Origin of the sequence: Actinacidiphila oryziradicis, from assembly GCF_005047355.1 — a bacterium.
GTDB classification, from domain to species: Bacteria; Actinomycetota; Actinomycetes; order Streptomycetales; family Streptomycetaceae; genus Actinacidiphila; species Actinacidiphila oryziradicis.
On record NZ_SUMC01000015.1, the window covers coordinates 53,021 to 73,906 of the forward strand.

General features: G+C 67.8%; 10 protein-coding genes and 2 pseudogenes. 4 read left to right on the forward strand and 8 right to left on the reverse strand.

The window, feature by feature from the left end; translation table 11 throughout:
- Positions 1 to 452: 452 nt before the first annotated feature.
- Positions 453 to 1,301 carry an alpha/beta fold hydrolase gene (locus FCI23_RS17750; protein WP_136724871.1) on the reverse strand — a complete coding sequence of 283 codons (849 nt, stop codon included), beginning with the start codon at positions 1,299 to 1,301 and terminating at the stop codon, positions 453 to 455.
- A gap of 748 nt (positions 1,302 to 2,049) precedes the next feature.
- On the opposite strand from FCI23_RS17750, the gene FCI23_RS17755 reads away from it, so the two are divergent.
- Positions 2,050 to 3,645, forward strand: a complete 1,596-nt coding sequence (locus FCI23_RS17755; RefSeq protein ID WP_246143785.1) for a penicillin-binding transpeptidase domain-containing protein — start codon at positions 2,050 to 2,052, stop codon at positions 3,643 to 3,645.
- A 203-nt stretch (positions 3,646 to 3,848) separates the two neighbouring features.
- Here FCI23_RS17755 and FCI23_RS17760 read toward each other — a convergent pair whose 3' ends face one another.
- Entirely contained in the window at positions 3,849 to 5,027 is a 1,179-nt protein-coding gene (locus FCI23_RS17760) for a S1 family peptidase (RefSeq protein WP_246143786.1), read from the reverse strand.
- A 297-nt stretch (positions 5,028 to 5,324) separates the two neighbouring features.
- Between FCI23_RS17760 and FCI23_RS17765 the strand changes: the two are divergent.
- Positions 5,325 to 5,504, forward strand: a pseudogene (locus tag FCI23_RS17765) (winged helix-turn-helix transcriptional regulator); the annotation flags it as partial.
- Positions 5,505 to 5,694: 190 nt separating this feature from the next.
- On the opposite strand, the gene FCI23_RS17770 reads toward FCI23_RS17765, so the two are convergent.
- Both FCI23_RS17770 and FCI23_RS17775 read right to left on the reverse strand, forming a co-directional pair.
- Positions 5,695 to 6,987: an acyltransferase family protein gene (locus tag FCI23_RS17770; protein WP_246143787.1), complete on the reverse strand. Its 1,293-nt coding sequence runs from the start codon at positions 6,985 to 6,987 to the stop codon at positions 5,695 to 5,697.
- Between the two features lie 429 nt (positions 6,988 to 7,416).
- Positions 7,417 to 8,463: pseudogene (locus tag FCI23_RS17775) on the reverse strand (acyl-CoA dehydrogenase family protein); the annotation flags it as partial.
- A gap of 167 nt (positions 8,464 to 8,630) precedes the next feature.
- Between FCI23_RS17775 and FCI23_RS17780 the strand changes: the two are divergent.
- Both FCI23_RS17780 and FCI23_RS17785 read left to right on the forward strand, forming a co-directional pair.
- Positions 8,631 to 12,254, forward strand: coding sequence for a discoidin domain-containing protein (locus tag FCI23_RS17780; RefSeq protein ID WP_211265372.1), 3,624 nt, complete (start codon positions 8,631 to 8,633; stop codon positions 12,252 to 12,254).
- A 657-nt stretch (positions 12,255 to 12,911) separates the two neighbouring features.
- Positions 12,912 to 14,939, forward strand: coding sequence for a glycosyl hydrolase family 28-related protein (locus FCI23_RS17785; protein WP_136724875.1), 2,028 nt, complete (start codon positions 12,912 to 12,914; stop codon positions 14,937 to 14,939).
- 132 nt (positions 14,940 to 15,071) lie between these two features.
- Here the strand turns inward: FCI23_RS17785 and FCI23_RS17790 are convergent, their stop codons facing one another.
- The 4 genes from FCI23_RS17790 to FCI23_RS17805 all read right to left on the reverse strand — a co-directional run bounded on the left by FCI23_RS17790 (position 15,072) and on the right by FCI23_RS17805 (position 20,842).
- The gene (locus FCI23_RS17790) at positions 15,072 to 15,617 is read right to left on the reverse strand and encodes an EamA family transporter (RefSeq protein WP_136724876.1); all 546 of its coding nucleotides are present in this window, start codon (positions 15,615 to 15,617) and stop codon (positions 15,072 to 15,074) included.
- A 277-nt stretch (positions 15,618 to 15,894) separates the two neighbouring features.
- Positions 15,895 to 16,371 carry a (2Fe-2S)-binding protein gene (locus FCI23_RS17795; protein ID WP_136724877.1) on the reverse strand — a complete coding sequence of 159 codons (477 nt, stop codon included), beginning with the start codon at positions 16,369 to 16,371 and terminating at the stop codon, positions 15,895 to 15,897.
- 8 nt (positions 16,372 to 16,379) lie between these two features.
- Positions 16,380 to 18,719: a molybdopterin cofactor-binding domain-containing protein gene (locus FCI23_RS17800; RefSeq protein WP_136724878.1), complete on the reverse strand. Its 2,340-nt coding sequence runs from the start codon at positions 18,717 to 18,719 to the stop codon at positions 16,380 to 16,382.
- A gap of 548 nt (positions 18,720 to 19,267) precedes the next feature.
- Positions 19,268 to 20,842, reverse strand: coding sequence for a sialidase family protein (locus FCI23_RS17805; RefSeq protein ID WP_136724879.1), 1,575 nt, complete (start codon positions 20,840 to 20,842; stop codon positions 19,268 to 19,270).
- Positions 20,843 to 20,886 lie beyond the last annotated feature (44 nt).

Here is a 20,886-nt window from a genome sequence, read left to right on the forward strand (position 1 = left end):
GTGACGCTGAGAGGGTCTTCGATCGGCCGGGGCAGACGGTAGCGCTGGACATGCTCTGGAACTTCCCGCGTATCGGCGCTGGCTCGAGGAACTCCGGACGGCGGGTTGCGCTTCTTGTGATGGCGCGTTCTTCCCAGTTGCGCGAGGGAGGCTGGGAAGAACGCGCCGGGGTGATCAGCCCTTGTTCGGACGCCGGCCGCCGCGACGGGTGGCCAGGGCGGGTCGCCAGTTGCGCAGGTCGTTGTCGGTCAGCTCGTGTACGCCCTGCTGAGGCGAGCGGTAACCAGCGAAGAAGGCGGCGGGGCTTGTGCGACTCTGTCGCCCGATTCGGCCGACCTGCCGAAACCGACTGGCGGCTAACGGTGAACGTGCTGGTGAGGCTGATCGAATCGGCCCTCACTGCGAATCGGGCGACAGAGTCTCGTGTGTGCCGATAACTACGTCCGTGCAGCTCAGGCGGCCTCGTCGGGCTTCATGACGGTGTCGACGAAGGCGCCGATGGCTCCGAGGGTGCGTCCCATCTGCTCGATGTGCGGGAAGTGGCCGGCTTCGGGGATGGGTGCGAAGTGGCCGTTGGGGAAGGAGTCGGCGTAGCCGCGGCCGTAGGTCAGGGGTGCGATGCCGTCCTGCTCGCCCCAGGCGACCAGCACCGGCACGGTGACCCGGTGCAGGCGGCCACGCAGCTTCGGGTCGTGGGTGAACGCGTCGCCCCCGTATATCGCCATGGTCTTCTGGTTGGCGGCTGCCGCGGCCCGCTGCTCGTCGCTGAAGGAGGAGAAGTCGGGGCGGAAGGCCGCGTTGGCGAAGGACAGTTTGCTCACTTCGGCCGGGGCCAGGGTGCGGGGGTCGACGACCGCGTTCTTCTTCATGTGGGCGTGGATGCCGACCGCGTTGAGCAGGGTCAGGGCGCCGATCCGGCCGCGGGTGTCGCGCAGGGCCATTTCTGCGGCGATCCAGCCGCCGAGCGAGTTGCCGATCACCATGACCCCGGTCAGGTCGAGGGTGTCGAGCAGGTCCAGGTAGGCCACGGCCAGGTCGGCGACGGAGTCGGCCCACTCCGGGCGTAGCGTGCCGTCGAAGCCGGGGTGGGTCGGGACGATGGCGTACACATGCTCGGACAGCGCGGTCGCGAGACCGGCCATCGTGCGGGGCCCGGCGCCGCCGTGCAGCAGCAGCACAGCACTGCCGTCGGAGTTGACGCCGTACTCCTCGATGGTCAGGGCCAGGCCGCCGGCCAGGTCGACGGTCCGGGAAGTGCTGGTGCTGGCGGTGCTGGCGGTGGAGGCAGTGTTGGTGGGCATGATGCGTTTCCTTTTCGCGAGAGTGGACTCTCGTGAATATAGGTGGCTCATGCGAGTTGTGCAAGCTCACTCTCACTACGAGAGTCTGCTCGCCGTAGGCGCTGCGAACAGATACGGGGCGGCGCCGGGTCAGGCGCCGCCCCGTACACGGCACAACGGTGCTCAGGCCCCGGGGAATCCCTGGGCGGCCGGCCGCAAGTAATCCGGCGGTCTGTCATGCGATTGTGCTGCGCCGCTGTACGGCAAGTCCGCGACTCATCTGCTGAGCGGCGTTTCGGCTTCTCGGCGGGCGGTGCCATGGCGTCTGTCTGTCCCGTTTGTGGGAAAGGTTGAAGTACTTCGGAATTCGACGGGTGTGATATTTGTTCGACATGGAGGCGGGTGGGAACCATGTGGGGCCGGGGGGACGTCATGGTTCCAAGTGCCGTGTGGCCCGGCGTGGGCCACATCCGGGTGTACGGATGTCCATCGCCGCCTTCAGGCGAAGCCGCCTGTCCGAGGAGCTGGAAGCATGAGTGAGCAGCGGCGAAAGCCGTCACAGTCGGACGGCCGGGCGCGCCCCGCCCAGCGCGGAGCGTTCCCGTCAACACCTGCGTCGTCCCCGTCAGCGTCCGGACCGTACGCCGCCCCGGCGGACGGCGGCTCGCACAGAGTTCCCGCGCGCCATGCACGTCAGGGATCGACCCGGGCGAACGTACGGATGCGGCGAGGCATGAAGGGTGCCCTCATAGGTGGGGCTTGCTCGATCATGGTCAGCGCGGCTGGGTATGGCGGCTACACCCTGCTCCAGGGCACATCGAACGGTAAGCCCACCGGGGACGCCGCTTCCGCCCTGGCAGCGGCACCTTCGCGGAAGATCATAACTGCCCTGTCGGCCGCCGAGGTGGCGCACACCGCGAGTGACTTCCTCGCCGCGTGGTCCTCCGGCGACGTCCGGAAAGCTGCGGGCCTGACGGATAACGCAGCACAGGCTGCCGACCGGCTCGCCGCATTCCGCACCCAGTTCCACGCCACCTCGATCGCGCTGACGAGCAGGCCCGCGAGGGGCACGACCGTGCCGTTCTTGGTCAATGCCCGGTACCGCTACAACGGCCAGCAATCGAGCTGGCGTTACGACTCGGCGCTGAGGGTGGCCCGTGACTCCTCGGGTCGCGCGGTGGTCAAGTGGGCGCCGTCCGTGCTGTATCCAACCCTCAGCGCCGGCCAGACGCTGGGCATCGACCACACGCCCGCGCCTGCGCTGAGGATCCTCGACCGGCACGGGAAGGTGCTGACCGCGGCCGAGTTTCCCTCACTCGGCCCGGTCCTCGGCCAGCTGCAGGCGGCCTATGGCACCGCGACGGGCGGCTCACCTGGGACCGAGATCCGCGTCAAGGGCGCGGGAGGGAAGCCGGGCGCGGTCTTGCATCAACTTTCCCACGGCAAGGCGGGAAGGCCCTTGCCGACGACGGTCGATGCCAATCTGCAGGCGGCGGCCGAGCGGGCGGTCAAGACCAAGGGGCCGGACGCCTCAACGGTCGTGATGCAGCCGAGCACCGGCGCGATCCTTGCGATCGCCAACCAGCCGGCGGCCGGATACGACAAGGCGATGAGTGGCACCTACGCACCTGGTTCGACCTTCAAGCTGATCACCGCGTCGGCGGCGCTGGAGACCGGCAAGGTCGCCCCGGACAAGCCGCTCAACTGCCCGAAGAACTACCAGTACGGCAGCCAGAACTTCCACAACGTAAACAACTTCTCGCTTCAAAACGCCACCATGGCCCAGGACTTCGCCCAGTCCTGCAACACGGCTTTCATCTCCACGGCGACGTTCATGCCCGACGCCGCCGTCTCCAATGAGGCACACGACGTCTTCGGAATAGGGCTCAACTGGACCGTCGGCGTTCCCGCCTACAGCGGCAGCGTCCCCGCTGCTGCCGGCTCGCTGAAGGCCATGTCGTACATCGGGCAGGGCAAAGACCTGATGAGCCCGCTGGCCATGGCGTCCGTCGTCTCGACCGTCAGGGCCGCCGGATTTCACCAGCCGTTCATCGTCTCGCCGTCGGTCGACGGCCGAACGCTCGCCAAGGCTCCACGACAGTTGAGCGCCTCGGTGGCCACGCAGGTCCGCTCCATGATGCGGCTGACCGCGCAGTCCGGGACGGCGGCCCCGGCGATGGCCGGGCTCAGCGGCGACATCGGCGCCAAGACTGGCACTGCCGAGGTCGACGGGCAGAGCAAACCCAACAGCTGGTTCGTCGCGTACCGCGGTGACGTGGCCGCTGCGGCTATCGTCCCGAACAGCGGCGAGGGCTACAAGTTTGCAGGCCCGATCGTCGCGGCGACCCTGAAGGCCGTCAGTTGACAGGACTTCATGAGCGCGAGCCCGGGCCTTCACGCCCGGGTTACTGAGCTGACGTGGACGCCCTGGAGTGGGAGGTGTCTCCGCAGGTCAACGCCATGCGGCCACCGCCATCGAAATGGTCAACAGGATCCCACGGGTCCGCGCCGGCCTGCCCCGGCTCGTCGCGAACCGGGGCAGGCCGGAGGGCGGTCGCCGCGCCGTCGTCAGGCCGTCTGCAGCGTGAGGCCGTACGCCGCCAGGATCGGGTTGACCGGCTGGAACCAGGTTTCGCCGCCGGAGGTGCAGTTGCCGTAGCCGCCGGAGGTGACGCCCTGGGCCTGGTCACCGCTGATGAAGGAGCCGCCGGAGTCGCCCGGTTCGGCGCACACGTTGGTCTCCGTCAGCCCGTAGACGCTGCCTTGGCTGTAGTTGACCGTCTCGTTCGTGCCGAGGATCGCGCCGCAGTGCCAGTGGGTTGTGGACCCCGAGCGGCATACCGAGGCGCCGACCGGTGCCTCGGCGGAGCCGCGTACCAGGGCGTCGGAGACGGTGCCCCAGCCGAGCACGACCGGTACGGTCCACCAGCCGCTGCCGACGTTCACCCAGGAGTAGTCGTTCCCGGGGAAGGTACCGGCCTGAAAGTTGCCTATGTAGGAGTTGTCCCAGCCGTAGACGGCTGCCCCTACCTGGGAGCAGTGGCCCGCGGTGACGAAACCGCCGTACACCGAGAAGCCGATGGAACAGCGGATGCCGTGGCTGTAGTACGGGTCTCCGCCGACTGTGCCTGCTGATAACGTTGTCGGGGCGGCGTCTGTCGTCCGGTGCACGGTGACGATCCCGGCGGTGCCGCGCTGCTCGGCCTGGGCGATGAACGTGCGCACCGCCGGTTCCTGTGCGGCGTCGGTTCGTACGTCGATCACGACGCTGCTGGTCCGGGGGTCGACGCGCCAACTGCTCACGCCGGCCGGGGCCTTGTGCTTCCTGGCCACCGCGTCGATCGCGGACTTCGCCGAGTTCAGTTGTCCGGCGGTGTGCGCCACGACCGCCGTGGCCGCCCCGGTCCTTCTTACGGCCGCAGCCGCGTGGGCGTCGGTGACGCCGACGACCAATTTACCGCTCGCCGGGTCGAACCACGAACCACCGTACGAGGTTCCGGCGGCCTGTTTCGCCTTCGGCGCGACACGTGTGGCGGCTGCTTCCTGGCTTAGCTGCCGCCGGGCATCGGCCTTGGACAGGCCCAGGTCCCGGGCCATGGCCGTGACCACGGGGTCCAGGGCTCGGGAGTCGGCCGTGACGTGAGAGTCCGTGGCCGGAGCGGCGGTCGCCGCGACGGAGCCGGTGCCTCCCACGGCGGCCGCGAGCAAGGCGGACAGGCCGATGAGCATACCGATCTTGCGTCTCATGACACTTCCTCTTCCGTCTGGGGGGGTGAGACCGAAGCGAGTGAGAGCGCTCTTTGATGACGTCCGGCTCAGGATAGGGGCAACGGGTTGGCATGTATAGGCCAATGATGCGTACACGGGGGCGGACCCCGCGGTGACGCACCGGCGTCCGCCGGCAACCCCGGCTGGACGCGGAGCCGGGGTGCGGTCCGTCAACCACTATGGTGGCAGTGTCGCCACTGCCGCCGGTTCCCCGCTTCGGGGCGCCGCGTGCCCGCACCCGTAGGACCCCTTCCCCCCGGTGACCATGGCGTCCGGCTGGTCAACCGCCGCGCCTACGCCGAGGCCCCACCTCGAGTCGAATACCGTCTGACCAACCTGGGCGAGAGCCTGGTCGACGGCCCGATGAAGGCGCTCGGACGCTGGACACTCGAGCACGGTGACGAGCTTCTCAATGCTCAAGAAAGCATGGCGCGGACGCTATCGACTCGCAGGTGAACAGGACGGCGACAGCTGCCGAGCCGCATCGTCGCGAACCGAGTTCCACCCAACGATCATCCGCTCTGCCGAGCTCGGTCAGGTTGAGACCGACCGTGACCAGCACCGATGCAGAGAGCATCCCACGATGCATGCGACTTTGAAGTTGCCCTGGATCTGCCATCGACCTACATCTTCCCGCAGCCCATCGTCAATTCTTATCAGGCTCGTCATCGTGAAGCAGCTGACGGAGGCTCAAACGCATGCCTGCCCAGCGTGAACGTCCTGCCGAGGACATGGACTTCCAAGATCGGTTCCGCTTGAAAGGCATCTCAAAGATCTTGGCAAATAGTCGTGCTCCCAGCACCGAAGCGGGCAGTCCCAGCATCAGCGTGAACCAGAATGCAGGTAAGCCGGGTAATACGTACTGCGGGGCGATTTTTCGACTGACAATCATGACAATCGGCAAATGGATGAGGTAGAGACTGTATGAAAAGTTGCCGAGGCTGCGAATGGGTCGCGTAGCCAGGAGCCACATGAGGAAGGCGGGTCTGCCTGTAGCAACCGCCGCAAGGAGCATCGTCATGGCGGGCACGACGTCAAGATCCACCCAGAAATAATGGTCTACCGTCCAAACCGATCCTTTGATGGAAACAAGTGTCAAAACTGGCATGGCGGCCAGGGCGGTGAGCCAATGCCATGGCAGGCGCCGGGCCTTCTCAGGTGCAACAATCACACCCGCGGCAACCAGGCCGGCAACAAATACAGGGGCGAGATTCGGAGTTAGCCAGTTCATACCTTCTACCGGGGAGGCGTTTGCCGCTGACAAGCCGCGTGCGACCACCAGGAGAGTCACGCACGCAACCAGGATTACTGCCCCCAGCCGCCGCCGGATTACAAGGAGTAACGGAAAGACGAGATAGAGCTCCGCCTCCACGCCGATCGACCAGAATGCCCCATTCGGCGTTGGAGCCGCAAATATGTCTTGGACTACGAGACCGTACACCAGAATCGATTTGTCGCTCGGCGGTCCAAAATGCGAGGCGGGCATCACAAACCGAGCAACTATCAAGCTCAACGTGAGTGCCGCCCAGTATGGAGGCAGAATTCGCCAAGCGCGCCGACGCAGGAAACGAAGAACGCCGCCCAGATGCCAACCGTTACGCGCTGGAGAGATAGCTAAGGAGAAACCGGACAGAGCCAGAAAGAAGACAACGGCGAGACGCCCGTACATCAGCCAGCCCAGCCAGGAGGGACCCGAGTTGTCGGGAAACCCCGGAAAGGTTAGTAGCCAGCAGTGAAATAGGAGCACGTACAGTGCAGCCAAGCCACGGAGCCCATCAAGGCCCAGCACATGGTTGCGACCGAGCACTTCACCTGTCTCGTTCCCTTGCCGCGCCGGGACGGGTACGTCAAGATCGACGCTGCTGACGGGATGGTTCGATTCTACTGAGATCGTTCGGTCCTTTCTCTCGGCGCTGTGTTCGCAACGCGTAGCCGCCACCTCGGCGATCGTCGCGTTCCCGTGGTTGTCTTCCGGGTGGGTGCAACGCCACTCATAGTGACTAATACGTCGTACGCGGCTAGGAGGTTCAATGGGCGAACGCATGACTTTCCGACATGGATGGAGATCGGCTGCCTTCTCTGGGTCCTCGATTGTGATTTAACCGCGCACCTGGGAGTTAGCCTCGGTTCGTCAGTGGGTGTGATTGCCTGACCGGGCCGTCGGTTCGCCCTTTTTTGTTCCGCGTGATCGCGGGTGAGGCCTTCGCGTGTCGCTGCGGCCGCGCCGGGGTTCCACGGCACCCGGAGGTCGTGCAGGTCTGCTCCTTCTTGTTCTCGTCGGTTGGTCGTCAGGTGACGGCGGGCAGGGCGGTCAGCCGATGCCAGCAGGTGGTGAACGCCTTCGCCCAGGGCCAAGCGGCTGTCGCCGTTGGTGGAGGTTGAGGCTGCCCAGGGCGGCCCGCGTGCCGGCGACCTCGAACAGGGCGGAGGAGACCTCAACGGCGGCGCCGGCCGCGAAGGCCTTCGCGGAGGCCACGGCGATGGACGCCTCGGCGGCGGAGGCGGCGGCCAGATCGGCCTGCGCGGCGCCGACGGCCCGGGCGGCGGCCTCCAGAAGCGCGTCGGCGGCGCGGACCTGCAGGGCCAGCTCCCCGAAGCGCTGGATGAGGAGCGGGTCCTCGGCCGCGGTGTCGAAGCCGGACCTCGGACCAGGGCCGGCTGCGGGTGCGTACGAACTCGGCGGCCTCCTCCAGAGCCGCTCCCGCCAGCCCCGTGTCGATGGCTGCGTGCAGCAACTGGGCGATGGAGCCGTGAAGTTGAGGCCCGGTGAAGGTGAGGTGATGCGGGACGACGCGGTCCGCGGGGACGGCGACGCCATCGAGGCGGACGGTGCCGCTGGCGGTGGTGCGCTGGCCCATGCCGTCCCAGTCGTCGACGACGGTGAGGCCGGGCGCGTCGCGCGGTACGTAGGCGACATGAAGCAGGTCGCCCTCCGCCCGGGCGAGCACAGGGATCCAGTCGGCGGACAGGGCGCCGGTGGAGTAGTGCTTGACCCCGGTCAGGACGTACGAGCCGTCGGCGGCCCGCTCCAGCCGCGTACGGATGTCCTGGACGTGCTTGGTGCCGGTCTCGGACCGGGCGTCGCCGAAGCGCCGGCCTGCCAGCAGCTCGGCGAAGAGGAACTTGCGCTGCTCGGGCGTGCCCTGGCGGCGCAGCACATTGACGTAGGCGAAATGGCTCTGCGGGATCTGGGCGAGGCTGGCGTCACCGGTCGCGAGCAGCCGGAAGACCTCGGCCAGGGTCCGGGCCGAGACATCGGCGACGCCTCGGCGGCCTCCTGCACGACTACCAGCATGCCGCTTGAACTGGGCGGATGAGGTTGTCGGCAAGGACAGGGTCCGCCGTGTGGCGATCCGCGTTCGGCCGTCCTCGACGCGGCAACTCTGGGCACTGTGACGACTATTGACGTGCTCATTGCTCGTCTGTAATTTTCTAACAGTTAGCTGCAATTTTCTATCAGTCTGCGGTTGCTAATTCGAACCATCGCTGTAATTTTCGGCGTTGCTGGAGCCGCAGAGTCACCGCGTTCGCCAACCCTCGCGTCCGTACCCCCCCACCCCGCCAAAGGAGTCGAGGACGAGGATGAGAACCATCGGACGACCCTCCGTACTGCCCGCGTCACACAGGCAGCGCACAGCCGTGCTCGCACTGCTCAGCATGCTGGCCAGTCTGCTGACGCTGCTGCAGGCCGCACCCGCCCACGCCGCCACCGGACCCAACCTCGCGGCGGGCAAGACCATGAGTGCCAGCAGTTACAACCAGACCTACACACCGGCCTACGCCAACGACGGCAACCAGTCCACCTACTGGGAGAGCGCCAACAACGCCTTCCCGCAGTGGCTCCAGGTCGACCTGGGCGCGTCCACCAGCGTCAACCAGGTCGTGCTACAGGTACCGGTCTCCGGCTGGGGCGCCCGGTCCCAGACGCTGTCGGTCCAGGGCAGCACCGACGGCAGCAACTTCACCGGGATCGTCGCATCCGCCTCGTACACCTTCGACCCGGCGACCAACAGCACGGTGACCGTCAACTTCGCGGCCACCGGCACCCGTTACCTGCGGCTGCTGATCACGGCCAACACGGCGTGGCCAGCCGGTCAGATCTCCGAGTTCCAGGTGTACGGGCCGAGCAGCGGCGACACCGCCCCGCCCAGCGCGCCCGGCACTCTCGCCTACACCCAGCCGCAGTCCGGCCAGATCGCTCTGACCTGGGGGGCGTCGACCGACAATGTCGGCGTCACCGGCTACGACGTCTTCCGCAACGGCGCGCTGGCCACCACTGTCGGCGGCTCCACCCTGACCTGGACCGACTCCCAGGCCGCCACGGCGACGGTGTCCTACTACGTCAAGGCGCACGACGCTGCCGGGAACGTGTCGGCGGCCAGCAACACGGTCACCCGTACCGGCAGCAGCGGCGGCGGAGGCGGCACCAACCTGGCGCTCGGCAAGCCGATCACCGGTACTCCGTACACCTTCACCTACGCCCCGGCGAACGCGAATGACGGCGATGTCACGACGTACTTCGAGGGCTCGTCGTACCCGAGCCAGCTCACCGCCAAGCTCGGCGGGAACGCCGATGTGAACTCCGTCGTGGTGAAGCTCAACCCGGCCGCGGCGTGGTCCACCCGCACCCAGACCATCCAGGTGCTGGGCCGTGAGCAGAGCGCCACCAGCTTCACCAGTATCTCCGCCGCGCAGACGTACACCTTCGACCCCAACAGCGGCAATACCGTCACCATCCCGGTGAGTGCCAGGGTCGCGGATGTCGAGCTGAGCATCACCAGCAACAGCGGGGCCCCCGGCGGGCAGGTCGCCGAGTTCCAGGTGATCGGCACCCCCGCGCCGAACCCCGACCTGACGGTCAGCACGTCCTCGTGGTCGCCGTCCGCCCCGGTGGAGACCGACCCGGTGACCGTGTCCGCGACGGTCGCCAACGTCGGCACGGCCGCGTCCCCTGCCTCCAACGTCAATTTCTACCTGGGCAGCACCAAGGTCGGCACCGCCTCCGTCGGCGCGCTGGCGGCCGGCGCGTCCGCCACGGTGTCCGCCGCGATCGGCCCGCAGACGGCGGGCAGCTACCAGCTCACCGCGAAGGTCGACGAGGCGCAGAGCTTCATCGAGCTGAACTACAACAACAACAACTACACCAACCCCAACAACCTGGTCGTCGCCCCGGTCCAGAGCTCCGACCTGATCGCCTCCAGCGTCGACTGGACCCCCAACAACCCGTCGGCGGGCAACACCGTCAACTTCTCCGTGACGCTGAAGAACCAGGGCACCGTCGCCACGGCCGGTGGCGCCCACGGCATCACGCTCACCCTGCTCGACAGCACCGGTAAGACGCTCACCACCCTCACGGGCTCCTACTCCGGCGCGCTCGCTTCCGGCGCCAGCGCTCCTCCGGTGAACCTGGGCAGCTGGACGGCCGTCAACGGCAAGTACACGGTGCACACCGTGATAGCCGTCGACGCCAACGAACTGTCGGTCAAGCAGGCCAACAACACCAGCGACACCTCGTTCTTCGTCGGCCGCGGCGCCAACATGCCGTACGACGTCTACCAGGCTGAGGACGGCCAGACCGGCGGCGGCGCTGCCGTCGTCGGCCCCAACCGCACCATCGGCGACCTCGCCGGTGAGGCCTCCGGGCGCAAGGCCGTCACGCTGAACTCCACCGGCTCCTACGTCCAGTGGTCGACCCGGGCCAGCACCAACACCCTGGTCACCCGCTTCTCCATCCCGGACGCCCCCGGAGGCGGCGGTGCCACTGCCACTCTGGACGTCTACGTCAACGGTGCCTTCCTGCAGACCATCACGCTGAACTCCAAGTTCGCCTGGCTGTACGGCGCGGAGACCGGTCCTGGCAACGACCCCAGCGCCGGAGGACCGCGTCACATCTACGACGAGGCGCACGTGATGCTCAACCAGACCGTACCCGCGGGCAGCGTGATCAAGCTGCAGAAGGACTCCGCCAACACCTCGCAGTACGCGATCGACTACGTCAACACCGAGCAGGTCGCCCCGGTCGCCAACCCGGACCCGAACGCCTACCTCACCCCCGCCGGGTTCGCCCAGCAGGACGTGCAGAACGCGCTCGACACCGTCCGCCAGGACACCACCGGCAAGCTTGTCGGCGTCTACTTGCCCGCCGGGCAGTACCAGACCTCCAGCAAGTTCCAGGTCTACGGCAAGGCCGTCAAGGTGATCGGCGCGGGACCCTGGTACACCCAGTTCAACGCCCCCACCACACAGGACAACACGGACGTCGGCTGGTCGGTGCCGGCCAGCGCCAACGGCTCCACCTTCAGTGGCTTCGGCTGGTTCGGCGACTACACCTCGCGCATCGACGGCCCCGGCAAGGTCTTCGATCTCACCGACGTCTCCAACGTCACCATCGACAACATCTGGATCGAGCATCAGGTGTGCGCCATCTGGGGCACCCACGTGACCGGGCTGACCGCGACGAACATGCGTATCCGCGACACCTACGCGGACGGCATCAACCTCACCAACGGCAGTCAGAACAACCTGGTCAGCAATGACGAGGCCCGGTCCACCGGCGACGACAGCTTCGTGCTGTTCGCCGCCCAGGACCACAACTCCTCGGACCTGACCGGCAACACTTTCCAGAACCTGACGGCCCTCACCCCCTGGCGGGCCGCCGGCGTCGCCGTATACGGCGGCGAGAACAACACCCTGCAGAACCTGTACGTGGCCGACACGCTGACGTACGCGGGCATCACCATCAGCTCGCTGAACTTCGGCTACCCCTTCCAGGGATTCGGCACCCAGCCGACCACGATCCAGAACGTCTCGCTGGCGCGCGATGGCGGCCACTTCTGGGGCGGCCAGGTGTTCCCGGCGATCTGGGTGTTCTCCGCGACCCAGCCACTGCAGGGGATCCGGGTGAACAACACGGACATCACCGACCCGACGTACGCCGGGATCATGTTCCAGACCGACTACTCCGGCAGCACGGCGCTCAATCCGGTCAAGGACACTATCTTCACCAACGTCTCCATCAGCGGGGCGAAGCAGAGTGGTGACGCCTACAACGCCAAGTCCGGCTACGGCGTCTGGGCCAACCCGCAGCCCGAGTCGGGCCAGGGGCCGGCCGTGGGCTCGGCGACGTTCAACCACCTGACCGAGAGCAACAACTACGTCGACATCTACAACCCGACCTCGACCTTCACCATCACCGTCAACCCGTAGGAGCAGCAAATCCTGTGACCAGGACTCCATGAGGGAGTCGTCCACGAGCAGTCCCCGGCAACTCCCGCGCCGTTCCCTGGATCGGAAGTGACATCGACCCGGGACACAGCGGGATGCGAAGGCCTCTGGGCGGTGCTGCTCGCCGCGTCGAAGCCCTCGGCCTGCACTGGAGCGATATCCACCTGCCCCAGCGCACCCTGTTCGTGCGTTGGTCGCTTTCCTGCGTGGACAACAACCACCTCCGCCTGGGTCCACCCAAGACCAAGTCCAGGGGGCAGGTCTCGCGGAGGCGCTCGGCAGCGGCACTGCTGTCGCGAAAGGGCCGACGCATTTGCAGCGATGCCGGGCGGGGTGCGCGGCGGGGGTCCTTCCCGCTCGGCCCGTGCGGGGTGAAGCTCGCTGGGACCAGCCGATTCTCGGATACTCCCAGCACCGCTGCGTGTCACGGTCACGCCTCCCTGGCTGGCGCCGCAATGAATCATGCAAGTGATGCAAAAAATGAACACTGATTTGTAACTTTCATGGCAGCTCTGGAAAACATCTCGCAGGAACCTTGTGGAGCGGTGCGCCGGGTCCTTACTGTCGCCTCACCTCACGATGTCCGCTCCGCCTCGAACGTCCCGGGCGGGCGCGCCTTACGAGAGAAACGAGCTGGGGATGGCACGGAGCAGCAGGAGAGCGTGGCGAAGAACCATTGCGGTGGTCACGGTGGTGGCCGGGATCGGCCTCGGCCTCGGCGGGACGGCTCAGGCCGGCACGGAGGAGGCGGCGGAGGCCGTCGTGACGCGGGCGGGGCTGGATCCGGCGCTGGTGACGGGGCGGGGGGCCGACCTCGGGTTCGCCGAGCAGGAGGCGGAGAACGCCGCGACTAACGGGAAGGTCATCGGGCCGGACCGGAGCGCGTACACGCTGCCTGCGGAGGCGTCCGGACGGAAGGCGGTGACGCTGGAGCAGGGGCAGTACGTGGAGTTCACCCTGCCGAGCGCCGCCAATGCGATCACCGTGCGGTACAGCATTCCGGACGCGCCGAACGGGGGTGGCATCACGGCGCCGCTCGACGTGACGGTGAACGGGCGCGACCGGACGACGATGACGCTGACCTCGCAGTACGCGTGGCTGTACAACCAGTATCCGTTCACCAACGACCCCAACGCCGGGCTGCTGCACGACGACTGGTGGATCACCGAGTGCGGCTGTGTGCCCAGCGCCACCACGCCGGCTCCGGTGATCGCCAAGCCGTTCCGGCCGAACCACTTCTACGACGAGCAGCGTCTGCTGCTGGGGAGGACGTACAAGGCGGGTGACACGGTCCGGCTGGCGGTCCCCACGCGCCCCGGGGCCGTGCCGACGACCGTCGACCTGCTCGACTCGCAGCTGGTCGCCGCCCCGCACGTCGCGATCGGCGCGGCGAACGTGCTCGCCTTCGGCGCCGATCCGACCGGACGGCGGGACTCGGCCGGGGCGATCGACAAGGCCATCGCGTTCGCCCGGCGCGGGCATCGAGTGGTCTACATCCCGCCGGGCACGTACCAGGTGAACCGGCACGTCGTCGTGGACGACGTGACGATCGAGGGCGCCGGCAGCTGGTACACGATCATCAAGGGCCACCAGGTCACGCTCGACGCCCCTGCCCCCGACGGCTCGGTGCACACCGGCGTCGGCTTCTACGGCAAGGACGCGTCGGCGGGCGGCAGCCACAACGTCCACCTGTCGGGCTTCGCGATCGAGGGCGACGTCCGCGAGCGGATCGACACCGACCAGGTCAACGGCATCGGCGGGGCGCTCAGCGACTCGACGATCGAGGGCCTCTACATCCACCACACCAAGGTGGGCATGTGGTTCGACGGGCCGATGTCGAACCTGCGGATCACCGGCAACGTCATCGCCGACCAGATCGCCGACGGCCTCAACTTCCACACCGGCGTGACGGATTCGCTGGTACAGAACAACTTCGTCCGCAACACCGGTGACGACGGGCTGGCCATGTGGTCGGAGAAGACCGGCAACGCCCGCAACACCTTCGACCACAACACCGTACAGACGCCGGTGCTCGCCAACGGCATCGCGATCTACGGCGGCACCGACAACACGGTCTCGGACAACCTCATCGCCGACCCGATCCGCGAGGGCAGCGCCCTGCACGTGGGCTCCCGCTTCGGTGCCGAGCCGTTCACCGGGCACCTGTGGATCACCGGCAACACCACCGTACGGGCCGGCACCTACGAGCTGAACTGGAAGATCGGTCTCGGTGCCATCTGGTTCTACGCCCTGGAGAAGAACATCGACGCGGACATCCAGGTGACCGGTGACACCTTCCTCGACAACACCTACAACGCCATCATGCTGGTCACCGACTGGCCGGTGAAGGACAAGTACACGATCACGAACGTCCACTTCAAGGACGTCAGGGTCGACGGCACCGGCACCTCCGTGGTCAGCGCCCGGGCCGCGGGGTCGGCGACCTTCGAGAATGTGGACGCCCGTAACGTCGGCGCGGTCGGCGTGAACAACTGCGGCTCGTTCAACTTCCCCGCCACCGGTTCGGAGTTCACCCTGACCGACCTCGGCGGCAACGATGGCGGCGGCACCACCGGTCCCTGGCTGGCCCCGTGGGAACTCCCCAACACCATCACCTGCGACGACCGCCCGCCCGTCGTCACACCCCCGGCGCCGTCCCCCTGGTGACGCTCCGCCCCTGAGCAGGCCACGGGGCCGTCCGCGAAGACCGCGGGCGGCCCCGTGCCGCAGTTCGCCGCCGCCCTGGAGGCTGCGTGGCCCGGTGGTCGGCGATCAGCCGCGGCGCGACACGGCGTTCCGTCAGGTGCGCGATGTGAGGATGCTGAGCGCGTTGGCGGCGACGATGGCTCCGACGCCGGCCCACTCGATCCATCCCAGGTTCTGCCCGAGGATGATCCATCCGGCCACGGCAGCCAGGATCGGGTTGACGCTCATGAAGAGCCCGAAGGCATGGGCCTGTACGCGGCGCAAAGTGAACAGGTCCGCGAGATACGGCACGGCTGAGGAGAGAACGCCGGCGGCGACAGAGTAGGCGGCGGCTCCCGCGGTCGGCGGATGCTGGACGACGATGACGAGTCCGACCGGCAGGAACATCAGGGCGGAGAGTCCGGCGGCGGCCGCCGATCCTTGCGTGCGGTCGATGGCGCTGTACAGGGACAGGTTCATCGTGCCGAACACCAGGGCCAGCAGCAGTACCGGCCGCCACTGCTGCCAGGTGAAGGTCCGCAGACGGGGCCGGCCGACGGTTATCAGGACGATCGCGGCGACGTACTGGCGTACCGCGACGACCCCGACGGGTCCGAGCACGGGGAAGGAAATCCTAGCTGGGGCTACAAGAGGGTGCACGGCGAGCTGTTCGTGCTGGGGGTGAAGGTGGCCACCTCCACGGTATAGGAGATCCTGAGGGAGGCCGGGACCGACCCGTCACCGAGCCTGCGCGGATCTCGCGTCTGGAGGTCCGTCGACAGGTCCGTCGACAGGTCCGTCGACAAGATCGACTGGGCGGGATCCTCCACGAGTACTTACACGCGGCTTGACCAGCACGGATGATGTACCGGCGCCCGTACAGCTCGCGGAGCGGGACGTGAGCGCCGCCAACGCCCCGCGGACCCCGCGCCCTGTCTCACATCTTCTTGGCGCCTGCCTTGATCGCCTCGCGGATCCTGGCGTACGTACCGCAGCGGCATATGTTGCGTATCTCGTCGAGATCCCCGTCGGTGATCTCGCGGCCCTCCGCGGCCACCTGTCTGACCTTTGCGACGGCGGCCATGATCTGGCCGGGCTGGCAGTAGCCGCACTGGGCGACATCGTGCTCCAGCCAGGCCTCCTGCATCGGGTGCAGGTCCTTTCCCACGGTCGCGGGCAGCCCCTCGATCGTCGTGATCTCGTCGCCCGGGTGGATCTGCGAGACCGGGACCGAACACGGGTTGAACGCCCGGTTGTTGATGTGGGAGGTACAGGCCTGGCACACGCCCAGCGCGCAGCCGTGCTTCGGGCCGGTCACGCCGAGCAGATCGCGCAGTACCCACAGCAGCCGTACGTCGTCCTCGGCCTCGACCGTGATCTGCCGGCCGTTGAGCTTGAAGGTGTGGCTGGACACGGGACTCCTCAGTAGGCGCGGTCGAGACCGTCGGTGGGGGACTGCGGTGTGGACGGCTCAAGCGGCAGCGGTTCGAAGCCGAGGGCGCCGTGGTTGATCGGGAAACTGGTCGGCATCGTGCCGGTGGCGCGCGCGTAGGCGCAGGCGATCGCGGCGAAGGCGGGGGCGACACCGAGTTCACCGGCGCCCGAGGGTTTGCCCGTGGTAGGCGGCATCACGATGACGCGCAGGTCGAGCGGAGCGTTCCACTGCCGCGTGTAGAAGTAGTTGTCCCAGCTTCCCTCCAGCGGGATGCCGTCCTTGATATGCAGACTGGAGGTCAGGCACATGGCCATGGCGTCCTGCAGCCCGCCCATCATCTGGGCCTCCAGACCCCGGGGGTTGATGGCGAAGCCGGCGTCCACGACCATCAGCGCCTTGGAGACGCGGGGCCCGGTGACGCCATCCTTGACCTTCCGGTTCACCGTCTCCGGGCGGCAGTCGATCTCTACCAGGGCCGCGACCCCGCCGCGGTACTCCGCGTGGAGGCCGATGCCCTGGGCGACGCCGGGCGGGAGCGACGCTCCCCAACCGCCGGCTTCGGCCGCCTTGTCCAGCACGGCTCGCAGCCGGTCGTCCTTGAGGAACGCGCGGCGGAACGCCACCGGGTCCTTGCCCATCTTCGCGGCGAGCCGGTCGACGACGAGTTCCTGCGCGCACACCACGTTCGGCGAATAGATGTTGCGCATGCTGCCCGTGTTGAACCGCAGCGGCACTTCGTTGAGGAGCTGGGTGGTGACGCCGAAGTCGTAGGGCGAGGACTGGGTCAGTTCGAAGATGGTCTCGGCGAAGCTGAGGTTGCCGGCCACGGGCAGGGCCGCGGCCGTCGCGGTGATCATCTCGCCCAGCCCGTGACCGAAGTCGGTCTGCACGCTGGTGTGGCGCTGCTCGTAGCTGAGGACGTTGCCCAGCGCGTACGTCGCGCGCACCCGCGAGACGCACATGGGGTGCGTCCGGCCCTGCCGGAAGCTGTCGGTCCTCGACCACGACAACTTGACCGGCTTGCCCATCTTCTGTGAGATTTCGGCGGCTTCCGCGGCCACGTCGTGGAAGAGGTGGCGCCCGAACGAACCGCCGCCCTCCACCACGTGCACCGTGACGGATTCTGCGGGCAGCCCGAGCTGGGTGGCGATCTCCCGTTGGGCCACGATAGGGACTTTGAGACTGGACCAGATCTCGGCGCGGTCGGACCGGACGTCGGCGATCGCGTTGTCCGGCTCCAGCGGGCTGTTGCTGGCGAACGCGAAGGTGAACTCGGCGTCGACCCTCTCGGTCAGCAGCGGTGGTACGACCATGGGCAGGGCAGCGGCCTTGAGCTTGGCCAGTACGGTGTCGTCCGACTCGCCGTCCACCGTTCCGGGCCCCCAGGTCACCTCCAGTGCCCGCAGCGCGTCGATGCACTGGCCGAACGTCGCGCCGCGCACCGCCACCCCGTGCGAGACGACCGCGACGTCGGTGATCCCCGGCATGTTCCGCACGGTGTTGGTGTTCAAGACCGACACGACCGTGCCGTTGATCGTTGGCGGGCGGCGTACCATCGTCGGCTTGGCGTCCGGGACCTGGAGGTCCATCCCGAATTGCTTGCGTCCCGTCGCGATGTCCAGTGCGTCGACGCGGCCGCGTGGGGTGCCCAGGACGGTGAACTGCGACGCCGACTTCAGCTGGGCGGAGACCGGGGTCGTCCGCGTGCCGGCGGCGGCCGTCGCCAGGGATCCGTAGCTCGCGCTTCGCTCGGAGCGGTACGTGACCACGCCGTCCCTGGTGGTCAGTTCGGACGCCGGTACGTCCCAGAGTCCGGCGGCGGTCGAGACAAGCTGCTGCCGTGCGACGGCTGCGGCGGTGCGGACCGGGAGGTAGATGCTGCGCATCGAGTTCGACCCGCCGGTCAGCTGGTTCATCAGCAGTTCGGGGCGGGCGTCGGCCAGAGTGACGCGGACCTTGTCCAGGGGCAGGTCCATCTCCTCCGCGATCATCATGGCCACCGCGGTGGTCATGCCCTGGCCCACCTCCGCCCGCGGCACCGCGAACGACGCGGTGCCGTCGGAGTGCACCTGAACCGAGATCAGCCCGGCTGTGGGCGCCGCCGCCAGGTTCTGCAAGTCCCCGAGATCGAACAGGTCCTCCGGCTGAGGGAGTGACGGCACCGCGGCCTCGGCAACCTGTCCGTCGAGCGCGTCCGCGCCCACCCATACCCCCACGGCTAGGGTCGGGGCCGCGAGCAGGTACCCGAGCACCGTGCGACGGTCGAGACCCGCGCGGTCGTCGGGTGCCTCGTCCGGATGCTGCGGCGAACGGCTCCGTTGCGCCATGTGTCCTCCCGGGGAACCTGAAGCGGCGGGTTGGGCTCCGCTTCTGTGCCCCGGATCATGTCACCTGACGACGAGCGGGGGCCAGAGTTATGTGGTCGTCGGTCCGGCCGCAGAGTACCCGGGGCCTCCGACTCGGCCCGAGCACGGTGGTGTTTCCGCAGCTCAGACAGCCTTTTGTCCAAGTGTCCGAGCGCCGCGCCGACAAAAGCTGCACAAGATCAACACAGTTGGCCACCTCGCGTCCATCCTGCCCTCGAAAACCTCATCCGCCCCTGGTGGGAACGGTGCGCGGGGAGTAAGGGATGTCGAGCGCGGCCGCTCGTGGCGTTCATCGACGAGCACCGGCACCGCTTCGGCGGTGTCGAGCAGCGCCAGGCGTCGCCCTCCGCCCGTCAGGTGCGGGACGCGGAACTCAAGACGCTGGTCCAGGAGGCCGCGCGCCCTGACACCGCCGGGACCGCCAAACGCCCGGACCGGCGGCGCAGAGGTCCCTACCGATCCGCTCAGCACCAGCCACATAGGAGGGTCCCCAGCAGTGGGAGTGGTGTCTACCGAACGAAGCGGTGCGGTTCAGCTGCGGCGGGGAGGGCAGTCCGCGGGGACGGTGACGCGGTGGTGGCGGCGGGGCCGTGCTGGGTGGTCGCATGGAAGAGGCCGCTGTAGGCGTCGGTGGAGTTCTGCGGGGCGTTGTCGTTGGTCTCGACGAAGAGCGGACGTATGCCGGAGCCGTCCGTCGTGAGGCCTTCGTAGTCGCCGAGGAAGTGGCCCCAGCCGGCGTAGGGGGCCTGCAGCCAGTCGAAGATGCGGGAGATGCGGCGTTCGGCGGGGTGGGCCTGGGCGCCGCGGGGGAAGGTCAGCAGCCAGGCGGCGGTGGGCAGTGTGGTGGTGTTGCCGGCGGTGAGGTAGCGCAGGTCGTAGTAGGTGATGGCGACGGTGCCGTGCGTGTCGACGGCGATGGAGGGGGTGAAGGCGGGGGAGTCGGGCGCCTGGTTGACGAGTTTCGGCGCGGACCAGGTGGTGCCGCCGTCCGTGGAGTGGACGAGTTCGATGCTGTTGTAGCTGCCGCCGTTGAAGTCCGAGCCCTCGTAGGCGACGTAGAGCTCGCCGGTGCGCGGGTCGATGGCGATGTTGGGCAGGTCACCGCCCGCCCGGAGGGCTTTGGTGGCGTCGTCGGGGGCGTTGGGGTCGACCTCGGCGGTGGCGGTGTCCTTCGCGACGGTGACCGGTTTGCTCCAGGTGTGGCCCTGGTCGGTGGACTTCACGATGCCGAAGTGCAGGTCGGTAGGGGTGAAGTTGCCGCTGCTGTCGATTTCGTAGGTCTGCCAGTCGAAGACGTCGTACAGCGTGCCGGTGCGCGGGTCGGCGACGATGACATTGCCGATGGTCTGGGAGTGCGGCACGACGCTGGTGTCCACGAAGGGCCGGGCCTTGGACCAGGTGCGGCCGCCGTCGCGGGTGACGGAGATGTACGCGGGGCCGTCGTAGATGCCGGCGGAGTCGTTCTCGTTGATGTGGTCCCAGACCTGGTAGGCGGTGCCGGGGTGCAGCGGGTCGGCGGTGACGGAGTTCTTGTCGTCGGTGAACTGCGCCTGGGTGTCGTCGATGAGCAGGCTGGTGTGTTTCCAGGTGCGACCGCCGTCGTAGGAGGTGGAGGCGGCGACGCCGTTGCGGGCGTCGGTGGCGTCGAAGACCAGGCCGCTGGAGTAGGCGGTGCCGTCCGGGCCGAAGCTGACCCAGCCGTCGGAAGCGCGCTGGAAGGGCAGGCCGCCGGGGGCGCAGTGGGTGAAGGGCAGCGGTGTCTCGGTGAAGTGGCTGCCGTCGGTGGTGTAGCTGGCGGTGAGGCCCCGGGCGCCGCCATTGGACCAGCGGTCCTGCTGGAAAATGCCGACGGCGTTCGCCGGGTTCCTGGGGTTCGCGGCGATGTACGGTTCTTCCTCGGCGGAGGGGTAGCTGGTGCCGCTGCCGTCGCCGCTGATGTCGCAGGCCGCGTATGGATCGCCGGGCGAGACGAGGCGGACGGGTTGGGCCCCGGGAGCTGCGGCCCCGGCCTGGGCGGTGCCTGAGGCGGTGGCGGTGAGAAGCAGAATCGCGGCTGTTACGGACGTTGTTGCACATGCGCGCATGGTTGACCCCCATAGTCGTGGCCGTGCTTGCCGGTGACTGTCCT